The 18,601-nt window shown below is 57.0% G+C and carries 17 protein-coding genes and 1 pseudogene; 8 read left to right on the forward strand and 10 right to left on the reverse strand.

The genetic code is table 11. The features are described from left to right. Positions 1–128 precede the first annotated feature (128 nt). Both ACQ4N7_RS16940 and ACQ4N7_RS16945 read right to left on the reverse strand, forming a co-directional pair. Positions 129–296 (reverse strand): annotated as a pseudogene (locus tag ACQ4N7_RS16940) (DUF3368 domain-containing protein); the annotation flags it as partial. Beyond that, positions 293–538, reverse strand: a complete 246-nt coding sequence (locus ACQ4N7_RS16945) for a UPF0175 family protein (protein ID WP_430712677.1) — start codon at positions 536–538, stop codon at positions 293–295. The pseudogene ACQ4N7_RS16940 and the gene ACQ4N7_RS16945, both read right to left, overlap by 4 nt. A 36-nt stretch (positions 539–574) precedes the next feature. On the opposite strand from ACQ4N7_RS16945, the gene ACQ4N7_RS16950 reads away from it, so the two are divergent. After that, positions 575–967: a GFA family protein gene (locus tag ACQ4N7_RS16950; RefSeq protein WP_430712678.1), complete on the forward strand. Its 393-nt coding sequence runs from the start codon at positions 575–577 to the stop codon at positions 965–967. A gap of 102 nt (positions 968–1,069) precedes the next feature. Beyond that, complete coding sequence (locus tag ACQ4N7_RS16955) at positions 1,070–1,684, forward strand: Uma2 family endonuclease (RefSeq protein WP_430712679.1); 615 nt, start codon at positions 1,070–1,072, stop codon at positions 1,682–1,684. Positions 1,685–1,772: 88 nt separating this feature from the next. On the opposite strand, the gene ACQ4N7_RS16960 is transcribed toward ACQ4N7_RS16955, so the two are convergent. Beyond that, positions 1,773–2,687 carry an NmrA family NAD(P)-binding protein gene (locus ACQ4N7_RS16960; protein ID WP_430712680.1) on the reverse strand — a complete coding sequence of 305 codons (915 nt, stop codon included), beginning with the start codon at positions 2,685–2,687 and terminating at the stop codon, positions 1,773–1,775. A 173-nt stretch (positions 2,688–2,860) separates the two neighbouring features. Between ACQ4N7_RS16960 and ACQ4N7_RS16965 the strand changes: the two genes are divergently transcribed. Together ACQ4N7_RS16965 and ACQ4N7_RS16970 are read left to right on the forward strand one after the other, a co-directional pair. Then, on the forward strand, positions 2,861–3,355 hold the full coding sequence (locus tag ACQ4N7_RS16965; RefSeq protein ID WP_430712681.1) for an AAA family ATPase: 495 nt from the start codon (positions 2,861–2,863) through the stop codon (positions 3,353–3,355). Positions 3,356–3,454: 99 nt separating this feature from the next. Beyond that, positions 3,455–5,365 carry a fumarate reductase/succinate dehydrogenase flavoprotein subunit gene (locus tag ACQ4N7_RS16970; RefSeq protein WP_430712682.1) on the forward strand — a complete coding sequence of 637 codons (1,911 nt, stop codon included), beginning with the start codon at positions 3,455–3,457 and terminating at the stop codon, positions 5,363–5,365. A gap of 6 nt (positions 5,366–5,371) precedes the next feature. Here the strand turns inward: ACQ4N7_RS16970 and ACQ4N7_RS16975 are convergent, their stop codons facing one another. The 3 genes from ACQ4N7_RS16975 to ACQ4N7_RS16985 form a co-directional block, all read right to left on the reverse strand. Continuing rightward, positions 5,372–5,956: a Uma2 family endonuclease gene (locus tag ACQ4N7_RS16975; protein ID WP_430712683.1), complete on the reverse strand. Its 585-nt coding sequence runs from the start codon at positions 5,954–5,956 to the stop codon at positions 5,372–5,374. A gap of 91 nt (positions 5,957–6,047) precedes the next feature. Beyond that, positions 6,048–6,959, reverse strand: coding sequence for a metal ABC transporter permease (locus ACQ4N7_RS16980; protein WP_430712769.1), 912 nt, complete (start codon positions 6,957–6,959; stop codon positions 6,048–6,050). After that, positions 6,949–7,689, reverse strand: a complete 741-nt coding sequence (locus tag ACQ4N7_RS16985) for a metal ABC transporter ATP-binding protein (RefSeq protein WP_430712684.1) — start codon at positions 7,687–7,689, stop codon at positions 6,949–6,951. The genes ACQ4N7_RS16980 and ACQ4N7_RS16985 overlap by 11 nt, the downstream gene beginning before the upstream one ends. A gap of 201 nt (positions 7,690–7,890) precedes the next feature. Between ACQ4N7_RS16985 and ACQ4N7_RS16990 the strand changes: the two genes are divergently transcribed. Next, positions 7,891–8,868 carry a metal ABC transporter solute-binding protein, Zn/Mn family gene (locus ACQ4N7_RS16990; protein ID WP_430712685.1) on the forward strand — a complete coding sequence of 326 codons (978 nt, stop codon included), beginning with the start codon at positions 7,891–7,893 and terminating at the stop codon, positions 8,866–8,868. 192 nt (positions 8,869–9,060) lie between these two features. On the opposite strand, the gene ACQ4N7_RS16995 is transcribed toward ACQ4N7_RS16990, so the two are convergent. The 4 genes from ACQ4N7_RS16995 to ACQ4N7_RS17010 form a co-directional block, all read right to left on the reverse strand. Next, positions 9,061–10,914, reverse strand: a complete 1,854-nt coding sequence (locus ACQ4N7_RS16995) for a peptidoglycan D,D-transpeptidase FtsI family protein (RefSeq protein WP_430712686.1) — start codon at positions 10,912–10,914, stop codon at positions 9,061–9,063. Between the two features lie 31 nt (positions 10,915–10,945). Continuing rightward, a complete protein-coding gene (locus ACQ4N7_RS17000) occupies positions 10,946–11,299 on the reverse strand; it encodes a hypothetical protein (protein ID WP_430712687.1) in 354 nt (117 codons plus the stop codon). Positions 11,300–11,567: 268 nt separating this feature from the next. Beyond that, positions 11,568–13,418, reverse strand: coding sequence for a biosynthetic-type acetolactate synthase large subunit (gene ilvB / locus ACQ4N7_RS17005; RefSeq protein ID WP_430712688.1), 1,851 nt, complete (start codon positions 13,416–13,418; stop codon positions 11,568–11,570). Positions 13,419–13,660: 242 nt separating this feature from the next. Further along, a complete protein-coding gene (locus tag ACQ4N7_RS17010; RefSeq protein ID WP_430712689.1) occupies positions 13,661–14,245 on the reverse strand; it encodes a hypothetical protein in 585 nt (194 codons plus the stop codon). Positions 14,246–14,940: 695 nt separating this feature from the next. Between ACQ4N7_RS17010 and ACQ4N7_RS17015 the strand changes: the two genes are divergently transcribed. From ACQ4N7_RS17015 to ACQ4N7_RS17025, 3 genes are all read left to right on the forward strand, one after another. Further along, positions 14,941–15,297, forward strand: a complete 357-nt coding sequence (locus tag ACQ4N7_RS17015) for a late competence development ComFB family protein (protein ID WP_430712690.1) — start codon at positions 14,941–14,943, stop codon at positions 15,295–15,297. 213 nt (positions 15,298–15,510) lie between these two features. After that, positions 15,511–17,130, forward strand: coding sequence for a sensor histidine kinase (locus ACQ4N7_RS17020; RefSeq protein WP_430712691.1), 1,620 nt, complete (start codon positions 15,511–15,513; stop codon positions 17,128–17,130). Positions 17,131–17,420: 290 nt separating this feature from the next. Continuing rightward, positions 17,421–18,482 (forward strand): Rieske 2Fe-2S domain-containing protein, encoded by a 1,062-nt coding sequence (locus ACQ4N7_RS17025; protein WP_430712692.1) that lies wholly within the window; start codon positions 17,421–17,423, stop codon positions 18,480–18,482. Positions 18,483–18,601: the final 119 nt, after the last annotated feature.

Raw genomic sequence — 18,601 nt, forward strand, 5'->3', positions numbered from 1 at the left:
CGACTCGGGGTGGGTTTGGGGAACCGTAGCAGGGGATGGAGGAGAAAGATGCATAGAGCCTAAGGAAAAGATGAATCAGCCTGAAACTCTAGCATCTTCAGCCTTCCTTGAGAATGAAATGGCCCTGAGTCAAAGGTTTGTACTTCAGTCGCACCTGCAACAGGAAAATTAGGGTCAGTTAGTTCTCGATAAACGGCTTCAGGAATCAAAACTGTTCCGTACAGTTGGTGTAGGAGGTAAAGGTGATTGATTGCAGCGAGGTTATTGATGGGTGATGTGTCGCTGACAATAATCACAATCTACCCATCTCCCGCAGGTTTTGAATGTCCTGTTCAAAATCTTCTACCCCGTAATGCACTGGGATGTGTCGACTGGCGAGCAGGTGTTGAAAGGCGACGCGGTGCATTGTTGCAAAACGACTGGCTTGGGCAAGGGTAAGCTTTTCACGCTGAAAGAGCATCACAGCGATCTCCTGACGCATTTCAGCTTCAGTCATGCGAGTAGCAGTTAAGATCTCATCGGGAACAACAATGCTCATAGCCCAATTTCTCGCTACTTTTTCTATTGTACGCTTATGGAGCAATTCACTGGCGGTTGTCTGTGCGGCAATGTTCGACTTGTGGCAGCAGGGCTGCCATACCGAGTTGGCCTCTGTCACTGTCTCGACTGCCGCAAACATCATGGAGCCCTCTTCTACGCCGCCGCAATCTTCCCTCAAGCTGCCGTAACCATCGCTGGCGAAACCCGCGACTACAACGGGCAATTCTTCTGCCCTCGCTGCGGCTCATCCGTTTTTGCCCGCGCCGATGATGAAATCGAAGTGCACCTGGGCTGCCTGGATGCCCCCGACCAGCTGATGCCCACCTACGAAAACTGGACTATCCGTCGCGAGTCGTGGCTGCCGTCGTTTCCGCTGGCCAGGCGGTATGAGCGCGATCGCGACGCCACCAGACGCTTGGAACCGTAGGTTTCACGATAAGTTTCCAGCTCCAAAGGCCGCAGCGACGGTAATCGAGCCGCTGACCGGCAGCCTATAATCAATGCAGTAGAACGGCTTTGGTGCAGAGGTATGATCGCGATCGCGCCTATCAAGGCTTTACCAGATGGCTCAGTGGCAACCATCCCCATGAGTTGGGCCGAGTACCAGCAACTAGCTGCGAGCAGAGGTGCCCACAGTACTCCGCGTCTTAAGTATGCTAATGGATACCTGACTCTCAAGACGCCAACCTTTGAGCACGGCCAGCTAGATGCCATTGTTGCTGATCTAATTGTTGCTATTCTCAATCAGCAGCTGCGCGACTACGTGCGAACAACGCCCGTCACCCTGCAAATTCCTGAACAGGCAGGCATCGAACCCGACCATTGTTTTTGGCTCAGCAACTGGGCAGCGGTAAGCGGCAAAAGCCGAATTGTTTTAGCAACTGATCCGCCACCCGATATTGCAGTTGAAGTAGATGTGACTAACTTCACCAATATCGCCGACTACGAACTTTTTAAGGTTCCTGAAGTATGGCTGATTCGAGGGGATGTTTTAGCAATTTTTGCTCTAACCCTTCAGGGATATAGTCCAACAGAGTCCAGCCAGTTTTTCCCCGATCTTGCAATTCCAAAACTCTATCAGCAGGTGATTGCAGCCGTTGCCGAAGGTGCCAGTCCTCCTAGAGCAATTCGATCAAGTATCTAAATCGCGAAGCGTGACGCGCAACGGCTATGTCAATACTTAATTGGCTGATAACGTCAGGTTTCAGCACTCGTAAGTACCCTTAGAACGTTTATAAGTCCTGGTACCTCAACTCAGCATTTGCCCAATGGGTCTCTGCCAAAAAATCAGTAAATGTGGTTAGCAGCCCAGGAAATTCCTCTCTCAAAGCAGAGACATCCGCCTGATAGCCCTGCTTGCGATACCACTGAATTAAATCGAACAGCGACTTGCGAAACAAAAGCAAGAAAATCCAGGGAGGCACTGCTTTATAGACCACAGGGCTTCCTTGCGCGACAGCAAACGCTTCTGTCATCTGTTGGGGAGTTAACATGTCTCCAGCCAGCTCGATTTCTTTGCCTAGATATTCAGAACGGTGCTTCATCACGTGCGCCGCCACTCGCCCCATATCTTTGGTTGTAATGAGATGCAGCGGTTTATCAGGTTGAACCGCGAAAGAAAAAGACCCCTTGAGAATAGACGGGCGAGCGTACTGCTTCCAAAATTCCTCCATGAATAAGCAAGCGCGCAGCATTGTTGTGGGCAAGTTGGCCTGCTTGAAGATTTGCTCTACCCGATATTTTTGCTCAATGTGGGGAATGCCAGACTTGCGATCGGCTCCTCCCGCCGAATTGTAGACAACGTGGCTAACATTGGCCTGCTTTGCAGCCTGGGCAACTCGCTGTGCCCTGGCAACTTCTTGAGGGTCAGGCTTAGCCAAATCTGGAGCCAAGGCGTGACAGTAAACCGCTGAAACACCTGCAAAAGCGGCTTGCAGTGAAGACTCATCATCAAGATCGGCTTCAACTAGCTCAACACCGCTGCGGTGTAGCTGAGCCAGAGAAGGCCGCCCAGGATGGATGTTGCGAGTAATGGCACGCAGGCTGGTGACCTCTTGTTCGAGCAATCCTTTCACGGCATTGCTGCCCGTGCCCCCCGTCACACCGATGAGCAGCACTTTGCCGATCGCTGTTTCTGCATTACTCATAATCCTTGCTCCACAAAGCGCGAATTAGCCAATTTGCCAGCTCTGCCCCAAACAGCAGAGCCAAATAAACCACAGGATTAGCGATCGCGCCACCCCGTGCTACCCTCATTGCACTACGCTTAATTGTCAAGGGTTAAGATCGGTAGGCCTACCTCCCAACGCTAGATTGAGATATGCAACAGTCGGGAAAACTCATCTTCTTCTGCGGCAAAATGGCGGCAGGCAAATCGACCCTGGCTCGAAAAATTGCGCAGCGCGAAGACGCCATTTTGATGGTGCAAGACGAGCTGCTGACCACATTATTTCCGGGTGAAATCGCAGACATCCCTGACTTTATCAAGTATTCGTCCCGGCTGAGGGACGCGCTGACACCGCACATCGTCTCGCTGCTCTGCAAGGGCATCTCGGTTGTGCTCGACTTTCCTGGCAATACCCAAAATCAGCGCGCCTGGTTTCGGCAGCTCTTTGAAAGCGCCAGCGCCGACCATGAGTTGCACTATGTCGATGTACCCGACGAGTTGTGCAAGCGCCAGCTGCGGGAGCGAAGCAAGGTGCTGCCCGCAGGCACAGCATTTACAAGCGATGCCGAGTTTGACGCCATCACGGCCTACTTTCAGCCCCCAGCAGACGATGAAAACTTCAATATCATTCTCCATCGCCGTGCTTAACCCTGCGTGACCTCAGCGCGGTGCAGTTGGGCTGAGCGCCAACAGGCTGACAGGTCTAAAATGAGGGTATACGCTGCGCCTCATCTTCCCCCCATCCCCATGCTCGACCCCCGCATTCCCGCTGGCCCGCTGAACCAAAAGTGGAGCGATTTCAAAGACCACTGTCGCCTGGTCAGCCCCAAAAATAAGGCCAAGCACACCATTCTCATTGTCGGCACTGGGCTGGCGGGGGCCTCAGCAGCGGCTACCCTGGCCGAGTTGGGCTACAACGTCAAAAGCTTTTGCATTCAAGACTCGCCGCGCCGCGCCCACAGCATTGCCGCCCAGGGGGGCATCAACGCCACGAAAAATTACCCCAACGATGGTGACAGCGTGTGGCGGCTGTTCTACGACACCATCAAAGGCGGCGACTACCGCTCGCGCGAGGCCAACGTGCATCGGCTGGCGGAAATCAGCAGCGGCATTATTGACCAGTGCGTGGCCCAGGGGGTGCCCTTTGCGCGGGAGTACGGCGGCCTGCTCGACAACCGCTCCTTTGGCGGTGCCCAGGTGTCGCGCACCTTCTACGCTAAGGGGCAGACCGGGCAGCAGCTGCTTCTCGGAGCCTACAGCGCCATGATGCGGATGGTGCAAGCGGGCAAGATCGAGGTCTACCCGCGCCGCGAAATGCTGGAGCTGGTGGTCGCGGACGGCAAAGCGCGGGGCATTGTGGTGCGCAACCTGGTGACGGGCGAATACGAGCGCTACGCTGGAGATGCGGTGCTGCTGTGCACCGGGGGCTACGGCAATGTGTACTACCTCTCGACCAACGCGAAAAACTCTAACGTAACGGCGGCCTGGCGCTGCCATCGGCGCGGGGCTTACTTTGCCAACCCCTGCTATACGCAGATTCACCCCACCTGCATTCCGGTGTCAGGCGATTACCAGTCTAAACTGACGCTGATGAGCGAGGGCCTGCGCAACGATGGGCGGGTGTGGGTGCCGCTAAAGCCGGGCGATACCCGCCATCCCGACGACATTCCCGACGACGAGCGCGACTATTACCTAGAAACTCGCTACCCCGCCTTTGGCAACCTGGTGCCCCGCGATGTAGCCTCGCGCAATGCCAAGTCGATGACCGATGAGGGGCGCGGCGTGGGCGAAACCGGGCTGGCGGTGTATTTAGATTTTCGGGACGCGATCGCATCCCAGGGCCGCGACACCATCGCCGCCCGCTACGGCAACCTGTTCGACATGTACCAGCGCATCTCGGGCGAAAACCCTTATGCAACGCCGATGCGCATCTACCCCGCCGTGCATTACACCATGGGCGGCCTGTGGGTTGACTACCACCTGATGAGCACCATTCCCGGCCTGTTTGTGCTGGGTGAAGCGAATTTCTCAGACCACGGCGCAAATCGGCTGGGAGCCAGCGCGCTGATGCAGGGCCTGGCGGATGGCTATTTTGTGATTCCCTACACCTTGGGTGACTACATTGCGGGGCAGTCTTTGCCCGCAGTGAGCACTGACGATGACGCTTTTGGGGAAGCCGAGGCCAGCGCCAAGGCCCGCATCACCAAGCTGCTGAGTATCGGTGGCAGCAAGACGGTGATGGAGTTTCACCGCGAGCTGGGCCGCATTGTGTGGGATTACGTGGGGATGGCGCGGAACCGGGAGGGGCTGGAAAGTGCGATCGCACAAATTCAAGACCTGCGGGCCGAGTACTGGCAAAATCTCAAACTCCCCGGCCAGGCCAATACCCTGAATAAAAACCTGGAGTTTGCCGGGCGCGTCGCCGACTTTATCGACCTGGCTGAGCTAATGGCACGCGACGCTCTGCAACGCGAAGAGTCCTGCGGTGGCCATTTTCGCGAAGAATACCAGACCGCCGACGGCGAGGCCAAGCGCGACGATGAGCACTATGCGTTTGTAGCCGCGTGGGAATACATGGGCGAGGGGCGTACTCCCCAGCTGCACCGCGAAGATCTCGACTTTGAAAATGTGCAGCTCACCCAGCGCAGCTATAAGTAAAGTTGTTTATTCTTGTGAAGCAGCAGCCTCAAATAAGTCTTGAGCCGTCACATTGAGGGAGCCAAGCTGGAGCGATCGCAGCTCATCCTCACCGCTAAACGTCGCCGCTTCGCAATAAATCCCCTCCCGCAGTTCTAAAACCAAGATAGTAGCTGTCTGCGGATCCACAAGCCAGTATTCAGGTATACCTAAGTCTTGATACTGGCCTCGCTTGGCTATGTAATCTCGGTTGCGCTGCACTTCTCCTGGGCTAACAATCTCAACCACTAACATCGGTGGCCCCATCGAGATCCGCAGCGTGTTTCGTCGCCGCAGCAGATCGGCTTGCTCTGCGTAAATGACCGTGAGATCAGGATAGCGATTCCTGGGTTCTCCCCGGACTTCTAGCTCCAAGCCATGTCCTCTAAGACAGCGGTGGCCGACTAGAGGCAGCAGTACTGCAAAAAGGAAGTTCGCCGTTTCAACGTTGAAACCAGACTCTGGCGGCACCTCAATCAACTCTCCGTTAAATAGCTCGTACAGGGTCTCTGTCCCATCGTCGTAGGCCAGGTAGTCTTCAAAGCTTTGAAAGCGCTGTTTGAGCTGAACCATAGTGCAGACTGATCGGCGAGCCGTGCGGAAATGAATCTATTTTAGGTGTTGAGGCTGCGCGTTACCGATCTGCCCTTGCGGGTAAGGGCAACTAGGGACGGGAATCTTTGGAAAGCAGCAGCGACCGTAGCCTTTGCCAGGGCCGTCCTCGCCTCGGCCCCACCAGCACCCCGTGGCGAGGGCTAAACAAAAACGACAGGGCAAATAGGGCCGATACCACCATCACGATCGCTGGCCCCGAGGGCAGGTTGACGTAGTAGCTCAAGTACATACCGCTAACGCTGGAGAAGACGCCGATCGCAGCCCCCAGCAGCATGACCTGGTGCAGGCGCGGCACCAGCAGGTAGGCGGTGGCCCCTGGCGCAATCAGCAACGACAGCACCAAAATCACCCCTACCACCTTCATGCTGGCTACGACCGTCAGGGCGATCAGCACCATCAGCCCCGCGTTCAGCAGGCCCGTGGGTAGGCCGCTGGCCTGGGCTCCAAGGGGGTCAAAACTGTAGAACAGCAGCTCTTTGTAGAGCAGAAAAACAGCAACTAGTACTAGGGCGGCAATGATGGCCGTATCGCGCACGTCCCCAACCGTAACGCCCAGAATGTTGCCAAATAGAAAGTGGTTGAGGTCGATTTTGTTGTCTTTTTGAATAGTAGTAATCAGCGTAATGCCCAGGGCAAAGAAGGCCGAAAACACAATGCCCATCGCCGCATCTTCTTTGATGGGCGATCGCGTGTGAATCCAGCCAATGATCACCGTGCTGATCACTCCAGCGATAAAGGCCCCCACAAAAATATTGACCCCGAGCAAAAACGCGATCGCCAGCCCCGGCAGCACCGAGTGGCTAATCGCATCGCCCAGCAGGGCCAGCCGCTGCACCATCAGGTAGCTGCCCACCACCGAGCAAATAATGCCCACCATGATCGCAACCGCCAGCGATCGCTGCATAAAGGCAAACTGCAAGGGTTCAAAGAACCAATTCAATACCGCCAGATTAAGCAGCATGGCCAAAGAAGCCCACGTGGCCGCCATAGGCGCGGGTCATGTTGTCGCGGGTGAGCACCCAGTCGCGGGGGCCAGCGGCAACTAGCTCTTTGTTGAGCAAAATCAGCTGGTCAAAATTGGTAATCGACTCGCCCAGGTCGTGGTTGACCACCATGACAATGTTTCCGGCCTCAGCCAGCTCTCGAAAGATGGTGAACAGCACGGTTTCAGTTTTTTGATCCACCCCCACAAAGGGTTCGTCAAAGCAGAAAATTTTTGCCTCCTGGGCCAGGGCGCGGGCCAGAAACACCCGCTGCTGCTGACCGCCCGACAGGGCACCAATGGGGCGATCGCGGTACTCCAGCATGCCCACCCGCTCTAGCGCCGCCGTCGCCAGCTGGCGGCTGCTGGCCGAAAAGCGGTTAAACCAGCCAGTTTTTTTCACCCGGCCCATCATCACCACGTCCCACACAGTAGCGGGAAAGGTCCAGTCGATCTGCGATCGCTGGGGTACATAGGCCACGCGATCGAGCTGATGGGCCAGGGCATCGTCGCCGTAGGTTACGCGCCCGGTCACGACCGGCATCAACCCCAGCATGGCTTTAATCAGCGTGCTCTTGCCCGCCCCATTGGGGCCAAAAATGCCCACCATCTTGCCAGGCCGGATAGTCATATTAACGTTTCGCAGCGCCTGTACGTCGCGATAGTTGACGCTGAGGTGGTCAACCGTAATTTGAGGAGAAGTTGCCATAGCAGTATGTCCAGCGCGGGCCTAAGTTTCGGGCATGACTCTTACCATCCCTGCCTAAGGCAAATGCTGCCGCTGGGCAGGACCTGGAAAGTCTAGTCTGACCCACCCCTCAACCGTTTGGCAGGGAGGATCAAGTTCAAAAATGAAACGATTATGAAAGGTATTGTATCGTAAAAATGAAAGGAATATGAAATATGGTCTATGCAACGAATGAATATAGTTTCAAGGTATGCGTGCTTAGCGACCGTGGTATTTGCCGCAGGGCTAGGATTGATAGGCTGCGATGCGACCGGAAGAGGGACATCGGCTCCTGACGGGGCAGCGGCGGGGGACGACCTCCCTGCCGTCGTCGCCACCAGTACCCTGATTGCTGACTGGGCTACCGAAGTCGGCGGCGACCAAATTGAGCTGACCGGCATCTTGCAGCCCGGTGCCGATCCCCACGTATACGAGCCGGTGCCTGCCGACAGCATTGCCTTCGAACAGGCCGATCTCATTCTCTACAACGGCTACAACCTGGAGCCCAACCTCATTCGTTTGCTTAACGCGGCTGGGGTCAATGCCCGCCGGTTTGCCGTTGGCGAAGTAGTACCACCCTTAGACCTAGAAACGAGCCATAGCACCGTACCTGACCCCCACGTGTGGGGCGATGTTAGCAATGCGGTGCCCATGGTTGAGGCCATTCGCGATCAGCTGATCGAGCTAGCCCCGGAGCAGGAAGCTTTGTTTACCCAAAACGCTGCCGCCTACATCGACGAATTGAACCAGCTTCACACCTGGATTGAGGCGCAAACGGCCACCATTCCCCCTGACCAGCGACAGCTCGTGACCACCCACGATGCCTTTCAGTACTATGCGCGCGCCTACGGCCTGACGGTGGCAGGCACTCTGATTGGTCTCAGCACCGAAGAGCAGCCCAGCGCCCGCACTGTGCAGGAGCTAGTGACGTCTATTCAGGAGCTGGGGGTACCCGCCATTTTTGCTGAAACTACCATCAACCCCCGGCTAATTACGACCGTAGCGAACGAGGCCGGTGTTGCGCTGGCCCCAGCCCAGCTCTACTCTGACTCGACGGGTGCCCCCGGCAGCGATGGTGATACCTACCTAAAAATGATGGCCGCCAACACTCGCTCCATTGTCGAAAACCTGGGCGGCACAGTCGCGGAGTCGGAATTTTAAGACCCTAATTCTTGTGCCGCTCAATGCGTCAGCGTCCCTAGAACTAGGCTGGCTGAGCAGAGTCGTTTGTCCTTTGGACAGGCTACGCCAACGTAGAACGTCTCCCAAAGGGAGAAAGCCAAACCCAGCCGAGATATCCCCTAACCTCTCTGGGGCGGCTTTGCCAACGACTCCGCTCAGGGGACGATTACTTTAAGGCTTAGGTGCTGAGGGGGGCAGACCTTCTAAGACGACCAGAGCTTCAGTCACCTTTTTCACCAGGGGTGCTGCTACGGTCGATCCGTAGGCATCATCGCCTTGGGGTTCATCAATCACGGCCAGCACCACGTAGCGGGGTGCGTCGATGGGCAAGATACCGACAAAGCTGGTGACTCGCCCTCGGCCGTAGCCCCCAGAGGCGGCGGCCTTTTGGGCCGTGCCGGTTTTGCCTCCGATTCGGTAGCCGGGTAGTTTGGCAGGGCTGCCGGTGCCCTCATCTACCACAGCTTCCATCATGGTGAGTACCTGCTGCGTGGTTTGGGGCGAAAAAATAGGCTTGGGCGCAGGCCTGTCTGGAGTCCAAACCTCCTGGCCGTCGTCGGTGATCATGCCGCTTACCACGTGGGGAGTAACCAGCTTGCCGCCGTTCGCCAGGGTGGCCTGCAGCTGCATCATTTTAATTGGCGACAGCGAGAAGCCCTGTCCAAAGGCTGTTGTAGCTGGCTCTACTTTACTTTTGACAAACTGTTCGTGGTCTTTCATCTGCCCGGCGGCTTCGGCGGGTAGGTCAATGCCGGTGGCCTGATCAAGGCCAAGGCGTTGGAGCCAGGTGTAGTAGTCGGCAGCGGGCATTTTTTGCATAATCCGCACCATACCCACGTTGCTGGAATACTTCAGCACGTCGGTGATCGAAATTGGCCCTCGCCCGCCAGCGGTGGCATAGTCGTGGTTTCTAATTTTCCACTCGCCGAACTGCATCTGGCCACTGTCGTTAACCATTTCGTCGGGAGTAATCAGCCCAGCTTCGAGGGCGATCGCAATGTTGATCGGTTTAAAAGTTGACCCCGGTTCGTAGAGATCGCTGATTACCCAGCTTCTGAGGTCGCTGAGATCGGCTTTGTAATACTGGTTGGGGTCGTAGGTGGGCACGCTGGCCAGAGCCAGCATTTCGCCGCTGTGGGCATCCATCACCATAACGGTACCCCGCTTGGCATGGTGGCGATCGACCGTTGCCTGCAACTCCTGCTGAGCCGCCCGCTGTAGGCGACTGTCTAGGGTAAGGCGCAGACTAACATTGCCAGCCAGCGCAGAATCGCCCGAAGCAGCGACTTCTGGGCGGTCAGCCTTGGGGTCAGAAGCCTCTGCTGAGGCTTGTGTGAGCAGCTCTACCGGGGGGCCGTAGACCTCGACCTCAGCGCTCGTCTCGCTCTGGGGTGGTTCTACGGGGGGAGCCAGGGAAAGCTGCTCCTGGTAGGCAATTTCTAGTCCGGCCTGGGGCTGACCATCAATATTGACAAATCCGACTATGGGGGCAAACAGCTGCTGCTGAGGGTAAAATCGCTGCTGCTGGGGTTGCAGCTCTAGCCCGTTCAGGCGCAGGGCTCGAATGCGGTCAACGGTGGCTTCGCTCAGCCCGTCAACGAGACGAATACCCGTCGGCTGGCGGCTAAACTGGCCGATTAGTTTAGATTCTGATGTCTCAAGCAGCGGGCTAAGGGCGGCGGCTACCTCCTGCATTGTGAGGTCGAAGAGGCGAGGGTGGGCGTAGAGGGTATAGACCACCTGGTCAACAGCCAGCACGTTGCCCTGGCTATCGACGATTGAGTGGCGCACCTGCCGCTGCACCGAGGGTGAAAGCCGCTGCTGCTGGGCCAAACTGGTTAGGGTATCGCCCTGGGCTAGCTGTAGCCATGCCAACCGCCCTGCGATCGCCACCATAGCCAGCAACAGCAACCCCCATACTATGAGCACCCGCACTCGGGTCGTCGCTGGGTTAAAGGCGACGACAGCGGGGGGGCGAGTTCGTTTGCGGCGGCGACGGCGAGCAGAGTAGGCAGAACTAGCCATATCGAAACATAGGTAAAGAGTGGGCTAGCGCTTAGTAACCCAGGGGCACATCTACTTTGGGCAAGGCAAATCGGTGAACTACCGAAGCGGGTACCTGAGCTGTAGCGGCTTGGGGCGTGGGCTTCAGAAAAATGACGTTCCCAGGCTGAGGGGGTAGAAACCCCATTTCAGGGGCTTCGACTTGATGAGCCAGATGATTTTTGAGCACTTCGTTAGCGGTGGTCAGCTGCTGCTCACTGCGCTGCAGTCGATTGAGTCGCTGATTGACCTGGTTGAGCTGGCGGTTAATGTAGACCGACGTGCCGTAGCTGAGTAGGGTCAGGGATACCAGCGACACAGCCAGAGCCGACGAGACCAAGTTCAGCTGAGACAGACGCCGTACCACGGGGCTAGAAGCATCTAGCCCTGGTGCCGTAGGCAGTATTGCGGGCGCAGAAACCCTAGGTCTGGTTTCTGCGGGTAGAGCGGCAGCACTCTGACGCGCTGAGCCAAGGGCTGTTGCTGTCCGAGCCCGAGATGGCACCGGACGCGGCACGTAGGATTTCAGCGCAGCAGACATAGACGACCCACACCAGTAGTGAAACTGAAGTCAGGATACTGCATTCTGAAATATTTGGGCCATTGCCCGGCAAAACTGCCTCAAGCTATAGAATCTATAGCTTTGTACCGCACTCCGAGCAGAAATTGCTGGTTGAGGTATTTTGGTGACCGCAGCTGACGCAGGGATCCGCGCCATTGCTTATACCAATGCCGTGCACCTCGGGTAGACCGATCATCTGGTGGTTGCCTTTGCCGGGGGCGACCATGGGGTAGCAGTTCTCATCGCGGCGCACGCGCACATCCAGCAGTACAGGACCATCGTGGGCCAGCATCGTGGCGACGGCGGCGCTGAGATCGTTGCGATCGCGCACCACCATACCCTTAATGCCGTAGGCTTGGGCGAGCAGCTCAAAATCGGGCATACCGATTTCCATATTTGAGGACGAATAGCGCTCACCGTGGAAGGCCTGCTGCCACTGGCGCACCATGCCCTGCCAGCCGTTGTTAATAACGACGGTTTTGACCGGAATGTTGTACTGGGCTAAGGTACCTAGCTCCTGTAGATTCATCTGGAAGCTGGCGTCGCCGCTAATGCAGATCACCGTTTCGTTGGGCAGCGCCACCTGCACCCCCATCGCGGCGGGCATACCAAAGCCCATCGTGCCTAGCCCGGCGCTAGACACCCACTGACGCGGGCCATTCTTTAAAAACTGGGCCGACCACATCTGGTGCTGACCCACATCAGTGGTGTAGTAGGCATAGGGGGCCTGGGTGGCCAGCTCCGTAATCACTTCCTGGGGCGACAGCACATCGGGGTAGGTGGGCACCGTCAGAGGGTAGTCGCGCTTCCAGCGGTCAATGCGATCGCGCCAGGCCGCCGTTTGGTTGGGGGGCGGCAGCTGGTTCTCTTCCTCTAAGCGGTTGAGCAAATGGGTCAGCACCTGCTTCACATCGCCCACAATCGGCACCTGGGGAGTACGATTTTTGCCCACCTCTGCGGGGTCAATATCAATGTGAATGACCTGGGCGCGGGAGGCAAACTCGTCGAGCTTGCCGGTAACGCGATCGTCAAAGCGCGCCCCCACCGCAATCAGCAGGTCGCACTCGCTAACCGCAAAGTTGGCGTAGGCGGTACCGTGCATACCCAGCATGCCCAGGGCCAGCGGATGGTGCTCGTCGAAGGCACCCTTGCCCATCAGCGTCGTCGTCACCGGAATTTGGAAGTACTCGGCCAGACGGCGAATCTCCGCATGGGCTCCAGCCGTAATTGCGCCACCGCCGACGTACAGCAGCGGTCGCTCACTCTGGCGCAGCAGCCGCAGGGCCGGGTTAATCTGACGCGTATTGCCCTTAACCGTGGGCTTGTAACCGGGCAGGTTGACTTGCCCAGGCTCTACCGGTATGTAGTCAAACTCTGCCAGGCCAATATCTTTGGGAATGTCGATCAGCACCGGGCCGGGGCGACCCGTTTGGGCAATGTAAAAGGCCTCCGCCACCATGCGGGGAATTTGATCCGGCGTGCGGGCTACATAGGAATGCTTGACCAGCGGCAGCGTAATGCCAAAAATATCGGTTTCCTGAAAGGCATCGCTGCCGATCGCGTGGCTGGGTACCTGGCCTGTAATCACCACCATTGGCACCGAGTCCATCTGGGCAGTGGCAATGCCGGTGACCAGGTTAGTGGCCCCAGGGCCAGAGGTGCCAAAGCAAACGCCCACCTTACCCGTGGCGCGAGCGTAGCCATCGGCGGCGTGGGTACCGCCCTGCTCATGCCGCACCAGAATGTGGCTAATGCCCCCTGCCGCCTCGGCCCGGTACAGTTCGTCGTAAATAGGCAAAATCGCCCCGCCAGGATACCCAAAAATATGCTCTACCCCATGCCGTCTGAGGCTGTCGATCAGGGCAAAGGCACCGGAAGCGCGGCGCACGAGAACACTGTTAGGAGCGGCAATGGGAGTCGTCATAGCGGCGGGTGCTTGGGTTTGGCTAGGGCTAGAGTGCATTGCTAAAGAAGAAAATAAATTGCGAACATTTTCTCCCTTGGGCCACACGGGCAGTGAAAGGCTCACCGCCGCTGCTTTACAGGAATGGTGCTGCTAAATGCTGTTAAATGACGAACATTTCTCCTCATATTAGCAGCAGAGGCTAGGGTCTTTATGGTCCCAGGGTCTACTACTTTAGCCGACGAGTTATGAGCTGCTGATATTCAGCTGCTGGTCAAGCCCTGGTAACGGGTGCGGTAGCGGTGAATGGCCGCTCGCGATCGCCGACATAGGAAATCCGCCGCGCTCAGTCTTTCGCTCCCCTTGCCTGTCTCCGCTGCCCAACCCGTGACTAACTGGGGCTGCCGCCACAGGGTTAGGTGCGGCACCGCTGGCTCGGCATAAAAATCGACATCGCCTGCGCCCAGCCGGCGCGAGGTGCTGTGGGTAACAGAGTCGTGGCTGAGCCGGTACGTTGGCACCCCTGGGTCGCGCGGCACTCCCCAACCATCCACCATAAACAGAGCCAGCACAGGGCCACGGTGGCGCTGCCAGTGGGTTGCCAGCGCTACAGCCCCCACACAGCCGGCGCTAAACGCCCAAATCAACAGCGCTGGAGGTGCTGTCTTGAGGGTGGATCTAGATCGGGTCGTATCGTCTAAGTGAGCTTCGAGAGTCTGGCGCAGGGCAAAGGGTGAGAGCACCCCCAGAGAGCTTTGGGGCGCGCAGATCACCTCGCTGAGCTGGTTCAACACCTGATCTGGAGCCATGGTGGCGAGCATCTGCTCCGTATAGCTAGGAGGATGCATGCCTCCACAGACCAGTAAAACAACTCGCTGTAATGCCAACGTTACCTCCAACCCCGCCTGCTGAAACCAATGTAGCGTCACCTTGGGCTGTCCTACTGTAATTCATACTGGATCCGCCTTGGCCACCCAGTTGCGTAGGGGCAAACGCTTTTTGCCCCTACGCAAGCCGCCTGTTGAGCATCGGGTTAGGCGATTCAGATTTGGTGTTAGCCCGGTCAGAAACGACACAGTCAATGCTTTCAGCAATTTGGCGCTCAACAATTTGGAGCGGTGTTTAACCGGGCACATCTGCTAAAACGAGTGCCTTGCGTAACAAATGGGAGACCAGCACTCCTGGCAAAAACAACAACGATTGAGAAACGATGCGCTTTACGTAGTTTTTGTAATCACCCGAAAGAGAATAATTATTTTTTTCTAAAACTTAAGTAGGACCATCATCACTGTCGCGTTTATATAGGGAATACCTGATGGAGGTGAGGTGTGTTTCGCTTCGGCGCTTTAAGCCTGTTTCAGTTTTGGACTTTGGCCACACTTTTTCAATCAATTTACGAGTTGGCCAGTCCCGGTTAGAAGATTAATTTTTCAGCGTTTCAACTTCGCTTGACGCCTTTCTCGGACTGTTTAGCTTGATCCCTGACCTAAATAGTTGAAACAAATCCTGACCTCGCCATAAGCTTTCCTGGAGTTTGAACCCAATGACCCAAACGATTGTCAACCTAACTTTACCGATCGTAACGGATAAGATCGACGACATTTTAGCCGCTTACCCGCTTTACGAATATCGTCAGGTTTTTGCTGTTCCTGAACTGCGTCAAAAACTAACAACCTACGTTTTGGCGCGGCTGCCGGTAGTCTACGTGACGATGGATAGCGGTGTTGCCTGCGACATGACATCGACTGGGCACTGCTATTCCTCTGAGCAGCACGACCAAATTAATCGGCTCATTCACCAAGGCATTGATGCTCTACTGGGTCGGCCTGAAATTTGGCAGCGCCGTCCCAGCGTTGAGCGGACTGAGGCGGAAGCAGTTCCATCTAGCTGGTTTGGCTAAGAGTGCTTTACTTAAATACCTGTCTAGGTCTCACCGCGATCGGTTCAACTCACCCTGGGGGAATGGCCGGGTTTCCGTTCGGTTCTACCCATAGCTCAATCGGTGGCTAAGGGCGTAGTCTCGTAATAGATGGCGGGTTGTCTGGAGCGGGCAACCTGCCAACTGTGGCTCAGGGGCCGCAGTTAGTCTATCGCAGAGACAGGTGAGGCCTTAGTGCAGCAGTTTCTCCCGCTTAGTGCATTACTCAATGAGCAGCAGAGTCCTGCGATCGCCGGGACAGAAGGTGCCCATTGGCAGCATAGTGCGCCCTCAGACTCGTTTGGCGGTAGCGACCCTTTACCTCAGGCTCACCTACAGGCTGAGCACGAATGGTTGGGAGGGCTGACGGCCCTAATTAAGCTGTTGCTCGAACTCCCTTCAGATTCAGGCCCAGATTCACCTGCAACAGGCGCACTGATGCCGCTGATGGGGGGAGTGCTGTCAGGGCCGTTTCCGGTGCTGCCCGATCGCCTGATGGGGCAGCGGCTCTCCCACTGGCTGCTGGTGCCAGAACCACTGGAGCAAATTCTTTCGGTAACGCGCCCCCTACTGCCAGGGCATGGGTATGGGGGGACTAAAGGCCCTGCCTGTGATTTGCAAATGGTGCCTTTGGTGAACCACGATCCCCTGATTGGCGAGCGTTTTTGTCTACTGCTAACCCGCCGATTTAGCCTGCTGCTGGTGCTGGGCTATGCTGCCAATGGGCTACCCCAGTTTCAGTTTTCCTTTGACCCAGAGGTTGTAGGCCAGGGGTGGCAGCAGCTGCGCGATCGCGTTTCTGCTACCCGGCCACCTCTGGTAGCCTCGCTAGATCGCCTATTCGATCAGTTTCCCCCGGTTGCCCCTGACTATCGGCTGGTCAGCCGCTACAGTCAGCTACTTCTGGCCCAGCTGCGCCAGCGTTTTCAGCCAGAGGCGAGTGCCGAGTTTCGGCCTCCAGCCGGCATTATGCCTGCCCTGGCGCTGCCCGGTCGCCCCACACTGGCGGCGTTTCAGACTGATCCTAGCCCCCACATCAAAGTTGGGGTGAATCAGGCAGCCTTTGCTGAACCAACTCCTACCCCAGCGCCTGAAGACAGCCCTGACACCGAGCTGCTGAAAGCAATGGCTCACGAAATTCGCACGCCGCTGACCACCATTCGCACCCTGACGCGATCGCTGCTCAAGCGCAAAGACATTGGCGGTGAGGTGGCCAAGCGCCTGCAGCAGATCGATCGAGAATGCACCCAGCAGATCGATCGCTTCAGTCTGATCTTTCGCGCTGTAGAGCTAGAGACTGACCACGCGCCCAGGCCGCGATCGCCCCTGTCGGCCATTTCGCTCAACCAGCTGTTTGACGATGCCATTCCTCGCTGGCAGCAGCAGGCCAGCCGTCGCAACCTTGATCTGACGGTGAACGTGCCTGCCTGCCTGCCGATGGTCAACAGTGACCCGGCCATGCTGACGCAGGTTCTAACTGGGCTGATTGACCGCTTTACCCACAGCCTGCCCCCCTACAGCCACATTGAGCTAGCGGTGACGCTGGCTGGCCATCAGCTCAAGCTTCAGTTTCAGTCTCAGCCTCCCGATGGCGATGATGCCCAGGCTCAAACTCAGGATGACCCCTTTGCATCGCCCTTTAAGGCGCTGGGTCAGCTCCTCATGTTTCAGCCCGAAACCGGCGGCCTGAGTCTAAATCTCAACGCTACCAAGAATCTGTTTCAAGCCCTAGGCGGCAAGCTGATCGTGCGGCAGCGCCCCCAGGCTGGAGAAGTGCTGACCGTATTTTTGCCCTTAGAGACCAAAACGCTCTAGCTGGTTGGCGCGATCGCCCTCGAACAGGGCAGCCTGCAACCGCAATTCCACTGCATTGAGGTATCCGTAATTACCCCTAGACCTATGCGGCTATAGCTGCGCTTGGCTGCATAGGTCTAGGGGTTTTTAGCTAAATTAAGGGTTTCAAGTCCTAAAGCAGGGATTTTTTGAGTATCTCTGGGCAATCTCAAACCAAGCTTTTGCGTAGACCTAGTTTGCTGCCGTAGACATGCTTTTTCATAGGCATAGCGGTGATCAAACGCGGTTGCACAACCCCCAGGAGACTCCCGATGCTCAAGAATTTCTGGTACGCCGTTGAGTTTAGCGCTGCTGTAACTGGCTCGCCGACGCCCGTAAAGCTAATGGGCGAAAACTACGTGCTCTATCGGGGGGAGGATGGTCAGGTTGTGGCGATGCGCGATCGCTGCATTCACCGGGGCGCATCGCTGGCGGGGGGCTGGGTTGAGGGTAACTGCATTCGCTGTCCTTACCACGGCTGGCGCTACGAGGCCGATGGCACCTGCGTTCACATTCCGGCAGACCAGGCGGGCACCCCCATTCCCAAACGGGCGCGGATAGACTCTTTCCCGATAGAAGAGCGCTACGGCCTGGTGTGGCTGTTTGTGGGTGACCTGCCCGCCGAGCAGCGTCCGCCCATTCCGGCCCTGCCTGAGTATGGTGACCCGGCCTGGCGGATGATTACTGGCGAATACACCTGGAATGCCCACTATACCCGAGTGGTCGAAAGCGGGTTGGATAGCTCCCATGCTCCCTTTGTCCATTCTGTTTTCTTCAACCTGCGCGACGATGCCGAGGTGCCGCCCTACGAGGTGCAAATGGAGGATTGGAGCGCCACCGCTCGCACGATCTCAAAGCCACCCAAGCGGGCCGGGCTGCTGAAGCTGATTGTGAAGCGCGATCGCCCCTTCTCCAGCGCCACGCTCACCGCCCACATGCCCAACATCAACCGCATCCACCTCGATTTCAACTTCCGGGGTTATCAGTACATCTACTTTGCCAGCAACATTCCGGTGGATGAAAACACCACCTTGACCAAGTGGATTGGCCTGCGCAACTTCTTGCCCCAGGCCTGGGCCGACTGGAACTCGCGCAAAAACACTAACGACACCTACCTCGAAGACAAAGCGGTGATCGAGAGCCAGGTACCGCGCGTGGTGCCCCTTACGGGCGAAATTTTGCTGGCCTCCGACAGTCTGCAACTGGCCTACCGCAAGCTGATTCGCCAGTGCGTCGAGCGCGGCTGGGCCGTGGGTAGTGACTACGGCATTCCTTCGGTTTCTGTCTCGACCAACGGCAACGGCAAAGCTCCCATCGAAGTCAGCGTTGGGTAGGTTGTTTTTCCCAAGATTGTCCGGTGGGCAGTGCCCACCCTACCCGGATTCATCGCCTCCCTTTTTAAGGGGGGCCTCCTTCCCTGCTATCTACCCCCGTCACCCGATCGCACCGAACT

It is taken from the genome of Nodosilinea sp. AN01ver1 (assembly GCF_050565655.1).
Taxonomy (GTDB): domain Bacteria; phylum Cyanobacteriota; class Cyanobacteriia; order Phormidesmidales; family Phormidesmidaceae; genus Nodosilinea.